The sequence below is a fragment of the candidate division KSB1 bacterium genome (assembly GCA_034521575.1).
Taxonomy (GTDB): Bacteria; Zhuqueibacterota; Zhuqueibacteria; order Residuimicrobiales; family Krinioviventaceae; genus JAXHMJ01.
Genome location: JAXHMJ010000005.1, coordinates 1,894,197 through 1,914,561 on the forward strand (window position 1 = coordinate 1,894,197; position 20,365 = coordinate 1,914,561).

Consider the following 20,365-nt stretch of genomic DNA (forward strand, 5'->3'; position numbering starts at 1 on the left):
TGCTTTCGTGTGCTCTATTGTAGATCATTTTTTTCTAAATTTTCGTCGGAATCGTTATACCTATCTGAGTGGCGACCGGTGTATACAAATCAATTTCTTCCTCTGGTGTGTGAATGGATACCACCAAAGAATATCGGGTTTTGGAACTCCATTTTCCCAAATAAGCCCGTTCACGCCACCATCCTATTTGAGGTGTTACAGCGATTAAATTCGATTTGGCCAATTCAGCAGCTGTGCCTTTCCAGATATCTGAATGTATAGATCCCTTATCCCGAGCTTGTCCAATGGTCCAATGATCTGTTTCACTTTTGGTTTCCAGTGTTTCATCTTTGCTCCGCGCTGCTTTATTGACTCTTTTGATAAATTCCCGTTTCGACTCTGTTGGTGAAATCAATTTAAATCTCAAAGCATGAGAAGCATAGCGATATCTTTCCTTCCAACCGATCTGACCGGGTCCGGGCTCTATGAAATAGGACAAGGTGATTCGCATGCTGACTTTCGTTTCATCCGGTAACGACTGTAATACATGCACAGGCCATGGCAAGTCATACAAATGCATATCTTTGGTCTGATAACCATTCGACTTTTCTTTTTCATTATACTTTTTATCAAAGGGTTGAATCTCGGATTGTGCAATCAAAGTCAGAGAATTGGCTGCACTGTAAAGGGCGCGTTCCAGATTGGGCACGCCATATCCACAAATCGTTAGCAAGCGGGCATAATCTGTTTTTGAACCATCGACGCTAAATTGAGATTTCAATACATCCGTCCATTCGGCAGAGTGGATCAAAAGAGCTCGTATCGTTTCCGGCCAAAACTCTGGATATCTCACCTGAATTTGAGCGGCCATCCAGGCTGCCTGTGCGGTTGCAGCACTGGTCATATTAAAACTTTGAAAATGACTGTGCTGTGGATCATAATGAGTTGACAATAAAGAAAGATCATCACACTCGGACGTAAAATTTTTGCCATCAATAGCGAGATTTCCGCCTTCTAACACGATATCCGGTTTTAAAGGCCATTTATTATCTTCCCAGGTCACAGAAGTCGTGGAAAAAGGCGACAATCCGCCTTTAGGAGCAAGTGGCCTATACTCAGAAAACGTTTTATCTTTAATGGTATCCAGATCGGTAAAAGCACCTACTGCAATGGCATTCCAGGATTGCGCCGGATCATGTACTGAATCAGTCAACTGTGCAGCGGGATACTGATTCCAGTTTTGCATATCAGCATTACCCGCGCAAACAATCATCAAGCGCCTTGTATCGTCATCCACTCCGGCAGCCAATTGGTCTAACTTGCCTGACCACGACGTGGGACGGCCTCTGTCGCGTGTATCCTCAGCGGCGACGGCCATACAGATAATGCGATTTGTATCAGGCGATTGTATTTCAGCCAGGCTGATTCCCTGTAAAGTCATATCACCCCATAGTTCATGTGACTTTTTAACCGAGTCAAAGGGTATGATCTTGACGGATTCCAGACCATGGTTAATGTGAACAGACTGATTGTTTGATAAAATCTTGATCAAATCTCCATAACCGGCTAAACCCGCCATTAATGTCCCATGTTTTACCTGATCATGTATTCCCCATTTGGAATTTACCGTCTGACAATCGTCTACCTTTATCAGAGGAGAAAGCAGGGGATGTCCGCAATTCACACCGGTATCCAGGATACAAATGGCCACATCCGGATTCTCTGTAAATACTGTTCGTTCGAGCAAGTCCTCTACCCATTCCGCCTGTTCTTTGTTGGGCAGCGTGACCCAAAAGTCCGCAGTTGTTTTGGCGCGTCTGTATTCGGCAATATTATCAGATGAGAGAGATAGCCGTTCGAGGTCTTTACGAGACGCCAAAATCATTTTTACAGTTCGTTCAGGGAAACGAATAAATCCTGTTTTTGCTTCAATGCGGAGTTTTTTTAACAAAGTATCAAACTTTGATATAATATCATCCTTGTCACTGCTCAGACCAGACTTCACACCAAACCGGATCATCACCCGGAATTAATGATCGATCATCAACCCAGAATGAATCAATGGAAAATGCTTTATGAATATCGGAAATACTGTTGACCAAATCGGCATTTTGTGGCCGACCGCCTCTGGTTTCTTTTTCCTGATATTCATTGATTTTCTTGAGAAAATGGTCTTTTTTTGAATTTGCCACATAAACCGTGGCATAGGTTGTCGCCGCCTCTTTATCGAATTTTGCGTCCTTGTCTTTGACTTTTGTTTGTTCTGTGCGAACATTCAACAAGCGTATTTTTTTTGACCGCATATCTTCAAGACTTTTGATGACCAAATCATCCCCGGGGTCACTTTTAAACTCTAAATAAACGCCCTGCCGTTCATAAACAGCGACAAAGGACTGTTCCGATTCGGCCTCTTGCCAGGCTTTATTCAATCGCTTTCTCAGATAAAGACTGTGTGTATTGCGATCACGATCAGGAATTCGTTTTTCTCGCCATCCTGATGGTGGAGAAGTAAATGCGTAATTTTCCGGATGATCCTTTAATAAAATATGTGAATAATGTTCACCCGCCATTGGTTCCCCCGTGTTTAGTCTTGAGCGTATTTGCGTTCCTTTAACGTCGCCGCCAATATGGATTCATCGACTTGTTGATCATAGAGAATAGCATTCTTGATGGCGTCCCGACAAGCCAAATCAATTTCCGCTTGACTGAGGGACTCGCTTATGGTTAACAGGTCATCCCATGTAAAGCTTGACGGTTTGAATGTGCCCAACACGTTTTCGATCAGTTGTTTTCGTTCGGATTCAGTGGGTTTGTCATATTGCATCACATCGTCAAAACGCCGGAATAACGCCCGATCCAGTAAATTCGGACTGTTGGTGGCCGCCACAATCAGACTGTCCGAGGCATCCTGTTCGATAAACTGCAAAAATGAATTCAGTACCCGCCGCATTTCACCGACATCGTTGTCCAGTGAACGTTCTCCGCCAATGGCATCAAATTCATCAAACAGGTAGACTCCGATATCCTCCTGAATCAATTCAAAAATTTGCCTCAATTTGGCGCTTGTTTCGCCCATAAATTTTGTCACCAGACGGTCCACCTGAATGGTGTGCAGCGGCAGACGCAGTTCATGCGCCAGCACTTTGGCGGTCATGGTTTTGCCGGTTCCCGGCGGTCCGGTCAATAATACTTTACGACGATGTGACAATCCATGTGATTTTAATTTGTTCTGTTGACGGAACTCGTGAATGATGCGTTGAATTCGTTGTTCAAGCTCGGGCTTGATCACCAGCGCGGATTTGGGCACATTCGGTTGTTCGGATTGCACCAGCCCGAGCATATCTTTCGGAAACCGCAAGACCACGGCTCCCCGGTTGCGGCGATTTTTGTCAATGATATCACGAATATCATGCGCCAGCGCTTTGTGCCCCTGTTTTGCCTCGTGCGCCGCCACTTGCAAGGCAATGGAGTAAAACCGCTCGGAATCGCTGCTCAGATGCGAGCGGATCAATGATTTTATGTGTTCAGCGGTGGCCACGCTTGCTCCTGTCATATTGATAAAACAAGATACTGGTCTTGAGGGCAGAAATTGCAATGTAACTGTTAAAATGTAAGAAAATCCTGTTTCTTAATCAAAGTGTTTTCAGTGCCATTTATGATTAATTATATATTTAGATGCAAACAGATAGCATCGCCTCTTACTCTTCATCATGACCGTTTCCCATCTGTTTTTCAAATGCCTGACGTACCAATCCCATGATATAGGGCAAATCTGCCGATTTACTTAGACAAACTTCAACATCACCATTCCCCCACCGTCCCAGATTGGTTACATCTTTGGCTATTTTGCGGGGATCGGACAACTCATGATATCGCAAATTCAAAGATAATCGTAACCTGCTTTTTTGTGGAACAACATCAAGAAAATTGGTTTCTGCCTTGTAGGCAATATACAACTTTAGTATTTCTTCGGTGACACAGTCATCAAGATCAAAAACAAGTTTTCGCAAGGATTCGAATAATCCACGTACTGCAGTTCCTTTTGATAACTGGGGGTGGTCATCAAGAGAATAACCCGCCGTTCTATCTGTTTTTGGTTGAAATTGTTTTAAAATATCATCGGATAACTCGGGTGATTTCCAAACTCGATTCGCTTCTGTTGCAAGACATTGGGCACGTTCATGGATTGTCTGTTCATTCCACGAGTCCATTTCGCCAAGACCTTTATTCAATTTGATCGGACTTTGCTTAAAGCCTCCTTTCATATCGCGTTTTTCAACAAATGATCTGTCGCTGTATTCACTGTTATATCCGGTCAATGTCAGATTACCCAACGTATGCAGCCATGTTGCTTGTATTTGTTGCCAATTGTCGCCTAATGCCTCTCTCCACTTTGCTGACAAGTTTTCATTTTGTGGAAGGATATGTTCAATCGTATACTCGTCCACCAATACTCGTTCCTTATGTTCATGATTTTCAAGCCGTCGGAAGAGGTAACTGCGACGTGGAAAGTTGTACAGATCCCGGGTCGATAGTTCGCGTTTGAATTCTTCATCATTCGGGAATCTTCGATAGGACGGCAATGATAAAAAATGAGCCTTGATGCTGTCCAGATATTGATTCTTTTTTAAAATGCGTCCAAAATTGGCAAATGTTTTATTGAGTGAATTGGTGGGGATAGAGCATACCGCTCTGCGAAAAACATAGGCTTCTATGAACCGAACAGCAGAAACAAAATCATCTTTTGCAAGATCATTTTGTTTATAATCATGATACAACTCAAGCAACAAGGGAAACGCAACATCTACTTTTAACTCTCTCAAGTCCTGAAAGGCCTCTGACAATTCTCTATCAGGCTCTTTATCCAAAGCCATAGCACAATAATACTCTGCAAACATGTGAATATCTTGAACCAGTGATTCAACACCGTGCTGTATGATTTCAGGGGTGCACGCATAAGCTTTGAAAGCTTCGTAAACCGCCCGGATATTGGGTATTTCGCCGGTTTTAAATGTCAAATAATGTCGAATAAAACTGTCGAACTGCTTGCCGTATGCTTCTTGACCGAATTCAACTTCCATGGGACGCCAATGATATTTATAAAGCACTTTTTGTTTTTCTGAATCCAGTCCCATCAGGATAAAATTTCTGATTAAATCGGCTTGACTCAACTCCCGACCCGTTGAATTCATGCTTTCAAAAATAAGTTGAGGATTGTCCTGGTCGCGGTTAAGCGAGATATCGACGATCATGAGTTTCGCAAGTCCCTGGCAAAGGGGAACCAAGTCATCACCAAGGGATTTGACTTTATCCATAAAATAAGTAAAATTTTCCATGATACGCAGTGAATGGTCTTGAGGTGTTGACTTTTGCTGTATGAGCGATAACAGCGTTTCTTTATCCGTTTGCGTTAACAGCAACTTGAAAGCGTGTTCATCCTCTTCCAATGGATTCAAGAGATAATAACTGCGTATTTTTTTTGCGGAAAACCCATCCAATGGCTCTTTATCTCCCAATTGCCGAGCCAATGCCTCCAAGATCAACATGACCGTGGTCAGCCGTTGCTGCCCATCAATTACCAGCAAAGGGGATTGGCTGCTCACCTGATAAAGTCCTTTTTCAATATAAACAATCGAACCGACAAAATGCGCCGAGATATTTTCATTATTCCCGGTTCGAATAATATCTTCCCACAACTGTTTACATTCCCGATCTGTCCAGCTATACGTTCGCTGATAAATGGGGATGATAAATTGCTGAGATTTTTTTAAGAAATCGAGGAGTTTGGCTTCGGTTGCTTGCATATGGTGATTTCTCCATTCATTAATTTGGGTAAAAGTAAATCACGAACCTTTGACAAAGTATCAATTTCCTTTATTAGGAGATAAATTTGTCTATGTATATCACTCGCATAATTTTCGAACAATCTCAATATTTTATCGTCGGGAATTATTACAGATCTGCTATGTGCAAAATCACGATTTAAACCCGGTACTGCAACATCTGTGCTAATAAATGTTATATTTTTTAATGCATAATATAAATAATAGGAACAATTTTTATTCTCAATGTAATAAACTGTATCAATTGGGTAACAATCATCATAGGACCAAAATATTTTGCCCACATTTCCTTTTCTCCCAATAATTATTGCTGGGCCTGAAATCAATGAACAAGAATGATAACCAATAATACCACTAGAGCCATAAACTGGGAATGGGCCTATTTCACGATTACTTTTTTTTAGTGATTTACCATAATTTAATGGGGCAACATCACCCAAATGGTTATTTTCCCACCCCTCCGGCACCCCATCCACAATCTTTGCATGCTCATGTCCCGGAAACCGGAGATGCACAAACCACTCCCGGTACAGCAAGCGCGCCGAACGTTCCAGCAGCTGAATACGACGGCGGTTGTTTTCGATGAGGTCGTCGTAGGAGGAGAGGATAGAAGCAATTTTTTCCTGTTTGGTTAACGAAAGATCATCAATTTCGATTTCTTTTAATCGCTCAATTGTGTATGCAGATTGTGAAGTACCGATAGTACATTTATGAAGTTGTGATCGTCCAATAGGTGATAACAACCAATAGTAAAAAAATGTACTATTCAATTTTTCAATATTCTTAAACCATATCAAATTTCCATCTTTAAAATAAAATTCATCATCAGAAGTTACAATATATGGAATACCAAGAGTTCCTACTGAAGTAATAAGTATATCACCTTTTTCAGGTGCACCATATTTGTTTTTTATCAACTCAAATTTCTCTCGTGAGATATATAAATTGCTCCTCAATTCACCGTCATGTGCAAATCTCTGTACAATTTCTCTACCTCTTATAAATGGTATACCATTATCAACATAATCGGATGCGTAGATACGTTTGCTCGATGTAATATGACAGTAATCTTTTAACTTGTTTTTACGATTATGGCTCGAGTTCATAATATATTATATTCCCAACTCCTCAAAATTCCTCTTGATCCGTTCCGCCAGTTCCACCGCTTCGGCGTTCAAGGCATCCAGTTCTGTGTGAATCTCGCGCAGGGTTTCCTCAAAATCAAAATCCTCGTCTTCCTCCTCCGGCGCCACGCCCACATAGCGTCCGGGGGTCAGCGACCAGTCATTGGCCTGCAGCTCGGCATGATCCACCCGTTTCACCAGCCCCTCCACATCGCACAGCTCGGCATCCGGAAAGCGTTCCGTGAGCCAGTGCGCCTGTTTCCAGACATAGCGCACCGGTTTCAAGGTCTCCACCGCAGCAGCGCGCGCGGCATCGATCTTTTTGCGCAATTGATTGATCGGTTTGCGCGGCCAGGCGTCGTGCGCTTTGGCGTCATAGTCGTTCTCACACAATTCCAACAGCTGAGCGGCCTGCTTGACCACCAGGTCCGCCTGTTTGATCAAATCGCGGCTTGCTTCCGCTAGAGGCGACAAGCGCTCCACAGCCTGTTTGAGCGCGCCGTTGTGTTTATCCTGCTCAGCCCAGCGCTGTTTTTGTTCGCCAAACCTATGTTTGAATTTTCGAACATCCTCTTCAAATGCAATGACAGCATGTTCATAGTCCAGACTGCTTTTGTCAAGTTCCGCGTGTCCCATGGCCTCGACAAATGGCCGAACCGCTTCGCGCATGCTGTGAATTTGCGTCGCAAATCCGGATAGCGGTCGGACAGGTTCATTCGCATCGCTCTCATCAGACAGACACTGATCGCATTGATCCAGCATGCGCTGACAATACCCGGCCACGAGGTCCAGATAGCGCTGTGTTTGTCCGCGGTACAGCCAGACCATGGCGAGCAGATTCTGTTCCTGTTCGGGACTGAAATCATAAATTTTGCGCGTCACCTGCCGATAGACATTGCGCGCATCGATCATCAGCACCTTGTCGCGGTGTTCTTTCGGTTTGTCGCGGTTGAGAAACCACAATTCACAGGGCACGGACCGCGTATAAAAGAAATTGGACCGGATCGCCATCATGATATCCACCGCCCCGGTTTCGATCAGTTTTTGCCGCACCTTGGCCTCATCGCGGCCGGCGCTGGACGCCTGGGATGACATGACAAATCCGGCGCGCCCGGTTTCATTCAGATAGCTGTAAAAGAAACTAATCCACACGTAATTGCCGTTCGGCACTTTATCGTTTTTATTCTTGCCCGGCAACCCAAACGGCATGCGTGAATCGCTTTTGACACTGTCCGCGTCGATCTCGTCCACATTGAACGGCGGATTCGCCATCACATAATCGGCTTTGCCAACCAGAGCATGCGGATCCTGATAATAGGTAATCGCCTTTTGAATATTGCCTTCCAGACCGTGCACCGCCAGATTCATCTGGGCCAACCGAATGGTGGTCGAATTCTTTTCCATGCCGTAAAACGTCAGGCGTTCCGCCGGATTGTCACCGTGCTCCCGTACGGTGCGTGCACTCTGCACAAACATGCCACCCGAACCGCAGGCCGGATCCAGAACAATCCCGCCGTTTGGATCCAGCACATGCGCGATCATGGACACCAGGGAAACCGGGGTGAAAAATTCGCCATTGTCGTGCGCCTTGAGATCTGCGAATTTGGTGAGAAAATATTCGTAAATGCGGCCAAATACATCACCGGACACCTGTTTCAGGGCATCCGGATTCAGATATTCCAGCATTTGTTGCAAAACATCATTATCCAGTTCCTGATATTCACTTTTGGGTAAAATGCCTTTTAGACTGTCATAATCCTGTTCAATGGACTCCATGGCCTTTATGACGGCCTTGACGCGGTCTTTATCTCCGGGCAGGGAAACCAAATGATCAAATTGCGCTTCGGGGCGCAGATAAATGGCATTTCTGCGCGAAAAATCTTCTTTGCTCAGGGGACGTGTTTTGCCGTTGCGTTTCGGCAATCCGGCAACAATCTCATCTTTGACCGCCAGGAATCGGCTGTAAGCGTGTCGCAGAAAAATAAGCCCCATCACCGGCAAAAAGTATTCATTGCTGGCATAATTGGAATTGGCCCGCAAGGTATCGGCAGCGCTCCAGAGGCGTTTTTCGATGGTTTTAATGTGTTCAAGTTGGGGCATGGTGTGGGTTCCGGTTAGATGCTTTGAGTTCAACAGTTGCTGGATAAACTTGAATCTTTTAAATTATAACTTTTCCGGCACAGGATCAACTTTTTTCTCTAAAGCCTCGCGGTCTTTACATCGTGAAATACGCTCAAGTCCCAGTCTCAGTCCTTTGATCAGACCAAAGCGCTGCAGACAGAGTCTGGCATAATCGGAACAGGACGGAATAAAATTACAGTCCGTTCTGAACAGGGCGCCGTCTTTGTTGACGCGCTGATACCATTTAATGCAGCGTATGCAGAGATGCGCAAGCATGATTACCGGCCCAGCGTGATGATTACAGATTCCCGGGTCCAGAACAGCAAATAGCGTTTCTGTTCCACCAGCTGAAACACAACCTGCCATCCGTCTTTTGCCAACTGATTCAGTTGCGCTTGCATTTTATTCACCGGAATAACTGACGAGCCGAGTAAGAGCGTACTGCACCCGCCTTCTTCCACGGTGATGACCTTGTATTCTTTAAATTTCTGCATGTCCATCTCCGGTTTTGTGATCGATTGTGTTGTCTGTTTTTGTTGATCCGGCTGACTCGGCGTTGACTGTCCCGGCATCTCCTGATAATGCCTGGAAGGCACGATTAATCGTGCACCGCACTTTTTACACGGCCCTGCTTTTCCGGCCATAGAATCATCTACGGTGTATGATTTTCCGCAGCTTTTACAGCTGAATGTGATGCTCATGAGTTTGCCCCTTTACAGTTTAAATTTATTTCCAAAATCAGCATTAAAACTCGATCGCTCGCAGCAACTCCGGCGTATCCAGCTCATCATAGGTGTTCCCGGACATCATTTTACCGCGGATCACATATTGCTGCTGGTCGATCGTGACGACCAAATAGAAGGGTTTATCTTTATCCACATCTCTTCCCAGCAGTTCAAACAGGATCGCGCCGCTGTACATCTCTTCCGGCTGCAGGTTATGGTTTTTCAGCATGGATGCGATCAGGGTCATGGTGGTGTTTTGATTCTGCTGCTGAAGGACAGCGTGGTCTTGTGCCAGTTGATCATTTTTGTAGTTATAATAGGCGCGCTCTGCAGCGTTGTTGCTGTTGGCAATATAGCTCGAATTGGCCAGCGCCACCCCATACATTACACCGATTAGAGCGGATTTCTGTACTTGAGCAACCCGCAGTTCTTTGGGCAAGACCGGCTGTAACTCGACAATCTCGTCCTTTTGTTTCTGCAACAGTTTACAGTGTGCGGGGTATAGAAAAATTTCGCGGTTTGAGTTATTGGCAACGGATGTATTAAAGTACACGTAATTACCCGCTTGCAGTCCGCTGACATACAGGTCGATATTGTTTTTACCCACATGAATAAATTGAATGCCGTCCGTCCAGAACACATTCCTGTTCCGCCCCCTTCCATCTTTGAGCGTGTCCGACCATCGGACAAACATTTGATTGACGGTGCAGGAAAGCAAACTTGACAGCAATACAAAGAGTGCAATTATCCCGGTTCGCATAGAACATCCCGGTTTTTCAGTTCGCGTTTTTATTCTATTCATCGATGAAAAACGGTTATAAAACCCCGGAGAAACCCATATCCCCGCCGGTTCCCGTTCATTGAACATAAACAATTACAGCGTTTTTCACAAGACATTTTCCGCTCTTGTAATAGCCTGGAAACGCAGAGCCCACACCCTGTCTCGAATCAGGTGCAGCGGGCGGTTCCTCCCGTTCGCCTGCTCCGCTGCTCCTGGTTCCGCCAGTCACCTTGCATAAGGCAGCCGAGATACTCTGTGTCACGAGTCAAAAAAAATATGGCGCTGTTACAGGCTGTTATAAAGCAGATCTTGTCTTTCATAGCCTTTTCAAAACCGGCTCGACGCTCAACGGGGCGACGAACCTCGTCTACAACTTTGCTAAAAAACATCCATATATACCATTGTATTTTATTGTTTTAAATTACAGTAAAACAGAACGTACTATAGTACGTTCTGTTTTCCAATCATCATACGGCGGTTTCGTTGCCAGGCATTCCCCCCGCAGCCCGCTGTAAAATCCGTTACACCCGTTCCTCTTTCAGCTGATCACAACGGCTCTGCAGTTCCCTGACCATGCTTGCATAGTCCATTGGATCGGCCAGATGACGTTTTTCATGCGGGTCCTGCTGCAGTTCATCGAGTTCTTTGTAAACCGGCGGATGTATTTGTAGCGTTTATTACGCACCCCGGCCGATGCCGAAATACAGCCGATACTATCTTTACGTAACAGGATTTGCGCCGCGGTTCAGCCGTTGCCGCAAATCCTGTCAAACTCATCCCTTACAGCTCGAGACTCTTGAGATACTCGCTGCTCGATTTCAGACACGCCATACCGTCCGGCGCCTTGTCGCGTTCGACAAAGTAGTGCTCAATCCCCTGATCCAGGGCCTCGGTCAAAATCGACGGGAAATCAATGATACCGCTGCCGGGACAGGCAAAGGACTGTTCTTCGTCACCCGCCATATCCTTGACGTGCAGAATCGGAATCCGGCCGTTGTACTGCTGCAGAACCTGCAGCGGATCGGCGCCGCCTTTGGCCACCCAGTAACTATCCATCTCACACTTGACCAGCTCCGGATCGGTATGATCCATCAGATAATGGAACGGCAGGCCCGCTTCCATCTCGATGAATTCATTATCGTGATTGTGCCAGCACAGGGTCAATCCGTTACCCGCAGCCAGTTCACCGATCTGATTCAGCAGATCCGCGCTCTTTTGACAATCCTCGAGCTTGAACGGCTCGCCGACCAGCCACGGCCAGTAGGACACGGCATAGGGCATCCCCAGCGCCAGGACGTTTTCAAAACTCTGTTTCACCTCGTCCATGTCCTCCGAGAATTTAATGCCCCCGGCCACCGGCGTCAATCCGACCTCCTGCAGGTACGCCAGGTAGTCCTGCGCCGAGTCCGCATACACACCGCCCTCGTATTCGCTGAACCCGTAAGAAGCAGCCTGTTTCAGCGCCGCCCGCCAGTCAGCTTTCAGCTCTTTGCCGATGAGTCCGCTGATAAAGCCGAGGTTGAATCGTGTCTGTGTCTGTGTTTCGCAAGCGACATACGGCAGTGCAGCCATGGCAGCGCCGGCGGCCGCGGTCTTTAATAAAAACTGTCGTCTGGTATCCATCATTCTCTCCTTTTGTTCAAAACAACAATTAACCGATTTTCGGCAGCGTCCACGGTGACCGGTAGCGCGGCACAATATAGCTGTTGGCTTTATCGCAATTGCTAAAGCGGTTGTTCACATCATCCCAGATTAGAAACGGCTCGCCGATACGGGCGGATATATTGGCCGCGTGCACGTGCAGAGCCGCGGCGCGCCCGACTTGCGGCGGACAGGCCGGAATCTGCCGCGATTTGATGCAATCCAGAAAATTGCGCACATGCTCGCCATGCGATTCTTTTCCAGAGGTCACCTCTTTGGCCTCGGTCAGATGTTTTTCTTTCACCGGGTCCCATTCCGGCACCACCTTGTAGCTGTGCCGGTTCGCCTTGATGGTCGCCTTGTTGCCGATAAAATTGACGCCGTACATGAGTTCAAACGGACCTTCCTGCACACCGGCGGTCATATCGTAATTGATCACATAATCCTGGGTCGGATAAATGACATTCATGGTATCAAAGGTATCGCGTTTTTTGTTGGAATCGCTGTTGTTGGCCGCAAACGTCATCACCTGCCCCGGCGCTTTGACCTGATCCTTGGCCCACAACCCCATGTCCACCAGGTGCACGCCCCAGTCCGAGAACATGCCGCCGCCGTAGGCCCAGAAATGCCGCCAGCTGCCGTGAAAATGGTTGCGGTTGAACGGACGGCTCGGCGCCGGTCCCAGCCACATATCGTAATCCACGCCGTCCGGTACCGGTTCATCCATGGCCGGTGTGGCGCCCAGGCCGTAATTGAAATTCGCCCACATGTTCACTTTGCGCAGCGACCCGATGACGCCGGATTTGATCAGTTTCATGACCTCGATAAAGATCTGATTGCTGCGCTGTTGCTGGCCCACCTGCACCACGCGGTCATAGTAATTGGCGGCCCTGACCATGATGTTGCATTCCTCAATGGTGTTGGCCATGGGTTTTTCCACATACACATCCTTGCCGGCCTGTACGGCATCCACCAGCTGCAGACAGTGCCAGTGATCCGGCGTGCCGATGATCACCGCATCGATGTCCTTTTGCTCCAGCATCTTGCGGTAGTCGTTATACAGTTTGGGTTTCTGACCAAAGGTCTTTTGCACCTCGGCCGCGCGTTCGTCCAGTACGCTCCGATCCACGTCACACATGGCCGTACAGCGCGCGTCATCATAGCCCAGACTGTCCTTGAGTATGCCGAATCCCTTGTTGCGGCATCCAATCAGCGCCACGTTGATCCTGTCATTGGCGCCCAGGGCGGCTGCCGGAACAAACGCAGCGGCAGATGCCAGCGCTGTGGTTTTTACAAATTGTCTCCGATTTACATAACGGCTTTCCATAAAACCTCCTTGTTGAAATAGGTTATTTTATCCCGCTGACAGCGGTCCGCATTTTTCGCAGACCGGTTTCCGCAACCGTCAGGGGATCATGTTTCCAGTACTCCCGGTTGAACAGTTCCAGCGACAGCACCGTCGGCCCGCCGGCGTTCAGATCGGTGAGAATCTGCACGACCGGAGCGACACCGTCCCCCGGATACACCCGGTCGGCGTCGTTCTGCTCTTCTCTCGCTTTGTCCGGATAATCGTTCATATGAAAAATATCAATCAGCTGACCGCTGAGCATTTTCAATCCGTTGAACCCGGACCCGCCGCGGAACAGATGATACACATCCGGTAAAATCCGCGCATCCGGATCATTGGCCGCCGCTGCGATCATCAGCGCCTGTCCCAGATGCCACAGCACCTGTGACGCGCCCCAGAACTCCAGCTGCGGCATCACGCCGGTCTCGCGTCCCAGTTCTAAAAGTTCGGCATAAGCTTCGCCGGCTTTGAACAGGTCCAGAGGCGCATCCGACGGCACACCGGCCGGCGGCGCCGCAATTCGTCGGCAGCCAACCGCAGACAACAGCTGCATGTCGTCGCGCATCTGATCGAATCCGGCCTTGCCCGTTAGCCAGGGCGCAAAACCGATCGCGCTCTCAACAGCGAGGCCGTGATCTTTGATGCGCTGTTCAATTTCTGAAAGCGAATGCCCGGAATCCAGACAGGCTTTCAAATCGCGCACCCAGATTTCCACGCCGTCGTATCCCGCCTGTGCGGCGATTTCCATACTTTTCAGCAGTCCGATTTCCCCGCCGTTGATCGTGCTGGTGTTCAGACAAAAGCGGAATGCCGGTTCGGGCTTTTCTGCAGTTGAGCATCCGCTTCCGATCACAGCGGCTGCGGGTGCGGCTGCCGCTGACATGACAAATCTTCTTCGGTTCATAACAAATCATCCTTTTATATCTGATGCGGTACGGTTTGGGTTGTATCCAGTTTGCTAAAGCTGCCGTCCAGTTTTTTTCCGTCGACAGTCACCTCTTTGAGTTTAATATGTTCCGCCTGCTCGATCACCAGCCGCTCACCGGTCACGCTGTCATCCATGACAGTGTTGATAAAAATATGCTTCACCATGTTTCCCTCTGCTTCCCCGCGTGCCCATTTTCAGTTTTCAAAACCAGCCGATACTCTGAATTCAACTCCGGCCTGCCCTCCACCTGCAGCCGCAGTTTAAAAATACCGGCTTTCCGGTTCGGCAGCCGGCAGCGGACCTGCGGCCCTCTGAGATTGTTGTTGGATTTTATCCGATCCGGCGTCCAGGACGTCAGAGTTTCGATCTCGCCGTCATGAATTAGGCTCACAGTCACTCTCCTGATCTCAGCCGCCTGAAACCGATCGTTCAGCGCCCAGAGTTCGCAGGAGAATTCCTCCCCGGGTTTCCATGTAAATTTGGGGATTTTGGCGCTCACCAGCAGAGGACGGCAGTTCTGCCGCACCTGGTCCAAGGCCGGTTTGGGTGTGAGCGGATAATCGATCAGGCTGGTGTTGGCCGCGGTGGTCCAGGGTTCATTGAAACACCAGCTCAGCGCCATGGCACAGTAGGGTTTCTGCCGCCGCGCTTCTTCGAAAATGCATTTCAATCCTTCCGCCTGCAGAATCTGACCGTGCTCCACAAGCTGCTGCAGATTCTCCGATGCGCCGAAACAGGATTCGATGAAATCCTGCATCAGCCAGGTGTCGCCGAGCCAGGCGTTATAGCCGTGATGGCTCGTCCAGGACGAGTCCGGGCGCGGCGGCCAGAGCTCGGAATCGGGTATGGCTTTTTTTATAGTCCCCACCCCACTGGGCGACGGCACACCGAATTCCGTGTACGCCGTCTTGCGTGAGCGGCTGTAGATTTGAAACACCTCTTCTCCGGTATCGTCATCGCGGAACACATAATGGCCGTGCCCCATGCCCATCTGCGGGGCGGTCATGATAAACGGCGTATCCGGATCGTATTTCAGGGTTTGACTGTTCAGCAGCCGCAGCGCTCGGGACTGATTGGTCATTCCGGACCATTCGTTAAACAGCCTCATTGCCGCCGCACCACAGAGCCAGACAGGCATGATTCCGCAGCTTGCGGATTATGGATTCGGATTCCTGCTCTAAAACTTTCAAGTAAACCGGCGAATCCGGATAAGCATTGCAGGCCAGCGGAAATTCCTGCCAGATCAAAATGCCTTTTTCGTCACACAGGCTGTAAAAGGATTCTTTGTTAACAATACCGCCGCCCCACACGCGCAGCATATTAAAATTGGCTTTTTTTGCCTTTTCCAGCAATCCCTGATACCGTTCAGCCGTAATCACACCCGGAAATATCTCCGGATTGACCCAGTTGCAGCCTTTGCAGAATATGCGCCGGCCGTTCAGTTCAAGCTGCATCGGCGGCACACTCTGGGTTTTGGGAAACTGTTGCGGTTCATCCCAGGCGCCCGTGTTCATCACCAGCCGCACCTGCTTGAACCCGATGCGCTGAGCCCGGTGACCCCAAAGCGCCCCGTTCTTGTAAATCTGAAACACACTCGTATACAGATGCGGCGTGCCGTGATCATGCGTCCACCACAGCAGCGGATTCTGAAGGTCATTGCTCAGCGTCAGCGTTTCTTCCTGGAAACGGCCGGTCTGCTGAACCACCGGCGTGCCATCCGGCGCCAGCAGTGACCATTGATAGTCCAGCCCCCGCACCGCATGTCCTTCGATCTCACAGATCAATTCAGCCTGACTGAAATCCGCGGACAGCGTATAGCGCAGGTTAGATGAACGGACATGCTGCTCGGACCGAACCTGCAGTCCGGTTTCATCCCAGATCCCCAGCGGCACCAGACGCGGATGCCAGTCCCAGCCGTAACTCACCGCCGGTTTGACGCTGCCGGCGGCCTGACCTTTATCCAGCGGCCTCGCATAGGCCTTGGGAACCGGAAAAATCAGCACGGTCAGGGTGTTCTTGGACTTGATAACCGAGGTCAAATCCAGTTCAACCGGCGTGAACATGCCTTCCTGCCGCCAAAGCAGGCGGCCGTTCAAGCGGATTTCAAACTGATAATCAATGCCGCGGCTGACAAAAAACAGGCGCTCATTGCCAGCCGGCTGCGGTTTTTCAAATTCAGCGGTATAGAGCCAGTACACATCTTCCATCCATAAAAACTGTTTCCAGTTTTCAGCGTGAAAAAAAGGTTCATAATGTTCAGCCGCGGCGACATCCAGCTGCACAGCCCCCGGCACCACAGCCGGATAGTGTTTTTCCGGGCTGCCGTCATACTCAAGCTGCCAGCCGATGTTCCAGGTCAGCGGCTGTATGTCATTTAACATCAAATGTTCATTCATAGTTGACCGCGCTTATCCGAGAATGACCTCGACTTTATTTTCCGATTCAAATTCGGCAGCCGGTATACGGGTGCCGTCCAGCGCTTTGCCGTTTACGATCAGGGATTTGACGCCCCGCTGCACACGTGCGGAATTGTCCACGCTGATATGAAAGGAACAGCCGCGAAATTCACGCGTCACGGTAAACGCGTCCCATTTGCAAGGAATACAGGGATCAATGACCAGTGCGTCATAATCGGGACGAACACCCAGAATATAACGGGTGAGGGCATAATAGGTCCAGGCCGCGCTTCCGCTCAGCCAGGGCAATCTGGACGTGCCTTCTTTGGGACTGTGTCTGGAATGCGTGGACTGACACACCACATAAGGCTCCACCTCGCGCACATCCGCGTGATCATTATAAGCGGCCGGCAGATAATCCCGCAAATATTCATACGCCCGGTCTCCATGCCCCAAAAGGGTTTCCGCTATGACCGCCCATCCCTGAGTATGGATAAAGATACCGCCGTTTTCCTTGTTGCCGGGATTCATCAGCTGCGCGCGCATAATGGTATGATCTTCACGGGTAAACGGCGGATCACAGATCATCAGTCCGTAACGGGTTGCCAGGCGTTCATGCACCGCATTCATAGCCGATTCCGCCTGTTCCGGTGATGCGGCGCCTCCCATCACCGCCCAGACCTGGGGATTTAAAAACAGACTGCCTTCTTTGTTCTCATGACCGCCATAGCGTGCATGATTTTCACCGTAGCCGCGCAGAAACCATTCGCCGTCCCATACGTGTTTCTGAATGGCGTCATCCAGCTTTTCAAGGCGCGTTTGTCCCCACTCGACTTCCGATGCTTCACCCAGCCGCTCCGCCACATCCACGTACACACTCAGCGCCAGCCGCAATTGCATGGCCACAAACGCGCTCTCGCCGGTCTTGCCGAACCGCACACAATCGTTCCAGTCCGCTTTTAATCCCAGCGGCAACCCATGTTCACCCGAATGTTCAAGGGTAAACTCGATGGCGCGTTTCATATGCCGAAACACTGTATCCTCACCTCGATCCGCATACGGCAACACTTTGTTGTAAAAGTCCATATCGCCGGTTTCCTTGACGTAATCCGGAATGGCATAAAACAGCCACATGCTATCATCGGAACGGTATTCATCATCATGCGGCGCCGCTTCCTGTCCCGGTTTGTGCCGGGTCGGATACACCACCGGCAGCGCCGCGCCGTTGGACAGCTGACCGGTGATCATGAGTTTTAAACGTTCTCCCACCTGTTCCGGAATGCTGTGAACCACGCCGATAAAATCCTGAACCGTATCCCGGTACCCCAGTCCGTCCCGATCCACACCGGTGTACACCAGACTGACGGCCCGCGACCAGGAGTAGGTGATCAGATTGTTGTACATTCCCCACACATTGACCGTGCTGTTCAGTTGCTGATCCGGGGTTTGCACGGTGAACCGGGCCAGATGATGATGCCAGGCCTGTTTCAGCTCATTTAGCTCCTGATCCGCCTTTTTGATGTCCTGATATTTGCCGCGAATCTGTTGGCCTTCCGCATCCGCGCGGCCGACGCCGACAAGCACCAAAAAGTCTTTGCTCTCGCCCGGTTCCAGATCAATATCCGTCTGCAGACTGCCGCAGGCGTTATCCCCATAAGCCAGTGATCCGCTGCACGTGCCGGATTCCACCGCAATCGGATTTTTATAGGTTCTGTATTTTCCCACAAAGCGTTCCCGGTCCGTATCCCAGTTCGTCACCGGGGCGCCGGCCAGAGCCATGAACGTGTGCCGGCCCTGGTCTTTTTCATCAAAATTGTCCGGCATAGGCGGAATATTCACATTGGTGCCGTGATCAATGATCCCGTCTTTGACCGCCATGATGGTGGTGTATTGCGTATACTGGATATTCAGCAAATCGTCCAGAGCCGACCAGCTGCCGGAATATTCGACATAGGTAAAGGCGCTCAATTTTCGTCTGACGGAATCCCGGTTCGTCAACGACACCCGCCACACTTCATAATGCTGATTCAACGGCACAAAAAACGTCACCTTGGATTCGATGTGTTTATAATTTGATTTGATGGATGTATACGCCGTTCCGTGCCGGCATTCAGTGGTATAATCCTCGAGAGGAACCCCAACCGGCTGCCAGGAAGCGGACCAGATGTCACCCGCATCCCGGTCGCGGAAATATAAAAACTTTCCGGGCTGGTCCTTTAAAATGGTATTAAAATGCATCCGAATAAACCGACCCTTGCCGCCGGACCGGTAGAAACTATAGCCTCCCGCATTGTTGGTCACAATCGCGCCGTACTCCACAGAGCCCAGATAATTGCTCCAGGGCTCCGGGGTCTGCGGATTGGTGATTACATATTCCTTGTTCTCGTCATCAAAAAAACCGTATCTCATAGCATCCCTCTCTCGATCTGTTTCTGTCCCGATTGCGATCTCAGTTCCCCATCGCAGTCTGTATCCTGTTTAGTTGTTGCGCTCTGCTTTGTGCCGCTTTGGCGCGGCTCACGGTCCAGGTTTCCTGCAAGGACATGCGTTCACCGGGCTGCAGTGCCTGAAAGGCGCCGTGCACTTCCAGTTCCAGCAGGTTTTGCTCATCAGCGCGCACCTGATTGTAGATTTCCACCAGCCGATGCTCCGGATGCATCCGGTGCACGGGTACCGGCTCGAACTCTATCAACAGCATCTGGCCTTTATCAAATGCGGCAATAAAAGGCTCGCGCGGCGTTAAAAACGCTTTTTGCACGCGCTGTTGTTTGCCTTCCGACGGCGCCGATGTGTGGAATGTAAAATAGCCGTCCTGAATCGAATAGGGCATCACATCCCGATGCTCGTCCGCTTTCATACTGACCCAGTCCAGATGTTCAGAATCAGCGGGCACGTAAAACGAGGCGTATCCGTCCAGACGCGTGTTCATCCAGAGATCCCACTGCACGGATGTGTCGCGGATGTTTTCAGCGCTGACAATGAACGTCACCTGTGAATCCGCCAGACTGATCTCTTTGGTCAGCCGGATGCCGCTGACCGGACTCGGCGGACCGGCCATCTTGAGATAATCCTCACGCTGTTTTAGTACCGCAAACTCTGCATGGGTTAGAAACGGATCCGGGCCAGTTGGCTTTGCGCTGCAGCAGTGTGTCATTCACGTCCTGCTGCAGCCACCATCCGCTCTGCGGCCCGACCCACACGATATGCCCGTAATACGGGGTCATTTCATGCAGCCGTGTGGCTTTCGGCGTCTCGGCAGGTTTCTGTTCCCAGAGTTCAGGAACCGCTTTCAGAATATTGTCCATGCCCGGTTTGTGCAGCGACACCACCCGGCCGCCTACCTGCGGCAGTACACCCACCTCAACATGTTCCGTTCTCAATGTAATCAGCATAGTTGCTTCAGGTCGTTGATCCGGGTCAGTGCATCCGGACAAAAACAAAACCATTGCTGTAAAGAGTATTAAATATTTCATCATCAA

At 49.4% G+C, this 20,365-nt stretch carries 18 protein-coding genes; all 18 read right to left on the reverse strand.

From position 1 onward, the window contains the following. Positions 1 to 34 precede the first annotated feature (34 nt). On the reverse strand, positions 35 to 1,984 hold the full coding sequence (locus U5R06_21475) for a S8 family peptidase (protein ID MDZ7725314.1): 1,950 nt from the start codon (positions 1,982 to 1,984) through the stop codon (positions 35 to 37). Beyond that, on the reverse strand, positions 1,962 to 2,549 hold the full coding sequence (locus U5R06_21480; protein ID MDZ7725315.1) for a hypothetical protein: 588 nt from the start codon (positions 2,547 to 2,549) through the stop codon (positions 1,962 to 1,964). The genes U5R06_21475 and U5R06_21480 overlap by 23 nt, the downstream gene beginning before the upstream one ends. A gap of 14 nt (positions 2,550 to 2,563) precedes the next feature. Beyond that, entirely contained in the window at positions 2,564 to 3,517 is a 954-nt protein-coding gene (locus U5R06_21485; GenBank protein MDZ7725316.1) for an ATP-binding protein, read from the reverse strand. A 160-nt stretch (positions 3,518 to 3,677) separates the two neighbouring features. Next, positions 3,678 to 5,783 carry a DUF262 and DUF1524 domain-containing protein gene (locus tag U5R06_21490; protein ID MDZ7725317.1) on the reverse strand — a complete coding sequence of 702 codons (2,106 nt, stop codon included), beginning with the start codon at positions 5,781 to 5,783 and terminating at the stop codon, positions 3,678 to 3,680. Continuing rightward, positions 5,747 to 6,928 (reverse strand): restriction endonuclease subunit S, encoded by a 1,182-nt coding sequence (locus tag U5R06_21495; GenBank protein MDZ7725318.1) that lies wholly within the window; start codon positions 6,926 to 6,928, stop codon positions 5,747 to 5,749. Before U5R06_21495 ends, U5R06_21490 begins: the two co-directional genes overlap by 37 nt. Positions 6,929 to 6,934: 6 nt before the next feature. Then, positions 6,935 to 9,046, reverse strand: a complete 2,112-nt coding sequence (locus tag U5R06_21500) for an N-6 DNA methylase (GenBank protein ID MDZ7725319.1) — start codon at positions 9,044 to 9,046, stop codon at positions 6,935 to 6,937. A gap of 63 nt (positions 9,047 to 9,109) precedes the next feature. Continuing rightward, entirely contained in the window at positions 9,110 to 9,343 is a 234-nt protein-coding gene (yidD, locus tag U5R06_21505) for a membrane protein insertion efficiency factor YidD (GenBank protein ID MDZ7725320.1), read from the reverse strand. Between the two features lie 2 nt (positions 9,344 to 9,345). Then, complete coding sequence (locus tag U5R06_21510; protein ID MDZ7725321.1) at positions 9,346 to 9,561, reverse strand: DUF4177 domain-containing protein; 216 nt, start codon at positions 9,559 to 9,561, stop codon at positions 9,346 to 9,348. Between the two features lie 250 nt (positions 9,562 to 9,811). Continuing rightward, positions 9,812 to 10,552 carry a hypothetical protein gene (locus U5R06_21515; protein MDZ7725322.1) on the reverse strand — a complete coding sequence of 247 codons (741 nt, stop codon included), beginning with the start codon at positions 10,550 to 10,552 and terminating at the stop codon, positions 9,812 to 9,814. 801 nt (positions 10,553 to 11,353) lie between these two features. Next, complete coding sequence (locus U5R06_21520; protein MDZ7725323.1) at positions 11,354 to 12,199, reverse strand: sugar phosphate isomerase/epimerase; 846 nt, start codon at positions 12,197 to 12,199, stop codon at positions 11,354 to 11,356. 25 nt (positions 12,200 to 12,224) lie between these two features. After that, positions 12,225 to 13,541, reverse strand: a complete 1,317-nt coding sequence (locus U5R06_21525; protein ID MDZ7725324.1) for a Gfo/Idh/MocA family oxidoreductase — start codon at positions 13,539 to 13,541, stop codon at positions 12,225 to 12,227. Between the two features lie 22 nt (positions 13,542 to 13,563). Further along, entirely contained in the window at positions 13,564 to 14,466 is a 903-nt protein-coding gene (locus U5R06_21530) for a sugar phosphate isomerase/epimerase family protein (protein MDZ7725325.1), read from the reverse strand. A gap of 14 nt (positions 14,467 to 14,480) precedes the next feature. Further along, the gene (locus U5R06_21535) at positions 14,481 to 14,654 is read right to left on the reverse strand and encodes a hypothetical protein (GenBank protein ID MDZ7725326.1); all 174 of its coding nucleotides are present in this window, start codon (positions 14,652 to 14,654) and stop codon (positions 14,481 to 14,483) included. Beyond that, positions 14,648 to 15,598 (reverse strand): hypothetical protein, encoded by a 951-nt coding sequence (locus tag U5R06_21540; GenBank protein MDZ7725327.1) that lies wholly within the window; start codon positions 15,596 to 15,598, stop codon positions 14,648 to 14,650. Before U5R06_21540 ends, U5R06_21535 begins: the two co-directional genes overlap by 7 nt. Beyond that, positions 15,585 to 16,871, reverse strand: coding sequence for a hypothetical protein (locus U5R06_21545; protein ID MDZ7725328.1), 1,287 nt, complete (start codon positions 16,869 to 16,871; stop codon positions 15,585 to 15,587). The genes U5R06_21540 and U5R06_21545 overlap by 14 nt, the downstream gene beginning before the upstream one ends. Before the next feature lie 27 nt (positions 16,872 to 16,898). After that, positions 16,899 to 19,295, reverse strand: coding sequence for a N,N'-diacetylchitobiose phosphorylase (locus U5R06_21550; protein MDZ7725329.1), 2,397 nt, complete (start codon positions 19,293 to 19,295; stop codon positions 16,899 to 16,901). 40 nt (positions 19,296 to 19,335) lie between these two features. Then, entirely contained in the window at positions 19,336 to 20,040 is a 705-nt protein-coding gene (locus tag U5R06_21555; protein ID MDZ7725330.1) for a DUF4380 domain-containing protein, read from the reverse strand. After that, positions 19,958 to 20,362, reverse strand: a complete 405-nt coding sequence (locus U5R06_21560) for a DUF4380 domain-containing protein (GenBank protein MDZ7725331.1) — start codon at positions 20,360 to 20,362, stop codon at positions 19,958 to 19,960. Before U5R06_21560 ends, U5R06_21555 begins: the two co-directional genes overlap by 83 nt. Positions 20,363 to 20,365: the final 3 nt, after the last annotated feature.

Excerpts from the sequence above, each read along its gene's own strand:
- U5R06_21500 (MDZ7725319.1), bottom strand. The coding sequence starts at position 9,046 with ATGCCCCAACTTGAACACATTAAAACCATCGAAAAACGCCTCTGGAGC.
- U5R06_21495 (MDZ7725318.1), bottom strand. The coding sequence starts at position 6,928 with ATGAACTCGAGCCATAATCGTAAAAACAAGTTAAAAGATTACTGTCAT.
- U5R06_21510 (MDZ7725321.1), bottom strand. The coding sequence starts at position 9,561 with ATGCAGAAATTTAAAGAATACAAGGTCATCACCGTGGAAGAAGGCGGG.
- U5R06_21555 (MDZ7725330.1), bottom strand. The coding sequence starts at position 20,040 with ATGACACACTGCTGCAGCGCAAAGCCAACTGGCCCGGATCCGTTTCTA.
- U5R06_21490 (MDZ7725317.1), bottom strand. The coding sequence starts at position 5,783 with ATGCAAGCAACCGAAGCCAAACTCCTCGATTTCTTAAAAAAATCTCAG.
- yidD (MDZ7725320.1), bottom strand. The coding sequence starts at position 9,343 with ATGCTTGCGCATCTCTGCATACGCTGCATTAAATGGTATCAGCGCGTC.
- U5R06_21540 (MDZ7725327.1), bottom strand. The coding sequence starts at position 15,598 with ATGAGGCTGTTTAACGAATGGTCCGGAATGACCAATCAGTCCCGAGCG.
- U5R06_21535 (MDZ7725326.1), bottom strand. The coding sequence starts at position 14,654 with ATGGTGAAGCATATTTTTATCAACACTGTCATGGATGACAGCGTGACC.
- U5R06_21515 (MDZ7725322.1), bottom strand. The coding sequence starts at position 10,552 with ATGCGAACCGGGATAATTGCACTCTTTGTATTGCTGTCAAGTTTGCTT.
- U5R06_21545 (MDZ7725328.1), bottom strand. The coding sequence starts at position 16,871 with ATGTTAAATGACATACAGCCGCTGACCTGGAACATCGGCTGGCAGCTT.
- U5R06_21530 (MDZ7725325.1), bottom strand. The coding sequence starts at position 14,466 with ATGAACCGAAGAAGATTTGTCATGTCAGCGGCAGCCGCACCCGCAGCC.
- U5R06_21550 (MDZ7725329.1), bottom strand. The coding sequence starts at position 19,295 with ATGAGATACGGTTTTTTTGATGACGAGAACAAGGAATATGTAATCACC.
- U5R06_21480 (MDZ7725315.1), bottom strand. The coding sequence starts at position 2,549 with ATGGCGGGTGAACATTATTCACATATTTTATTAAAGGATCATCCGGAA.
- U5R06_21560 (MDZ7725331.1), bottom strand. The coding sequence starts at position 20,362 with ATGATGAAATATTTAATACTCTTTACAGCAATGGTTTTGTTTTTGTCC.
- U5R06_21520 (MDZ7725323.1), bottom strand. The coding sequence starts at position 12,199 with ATGATGGATACCAGACGACAGTTTTTATTAAAGACCGCGGCCGCCGGC.
- U5R06_21525 (MDZ7725324.1), bottom strand. The coding sequence starts at position 13,541 with ATGGAAAGCCGTTATGTAAATCGGAGACAATTTGTAAAAACCACAGCG.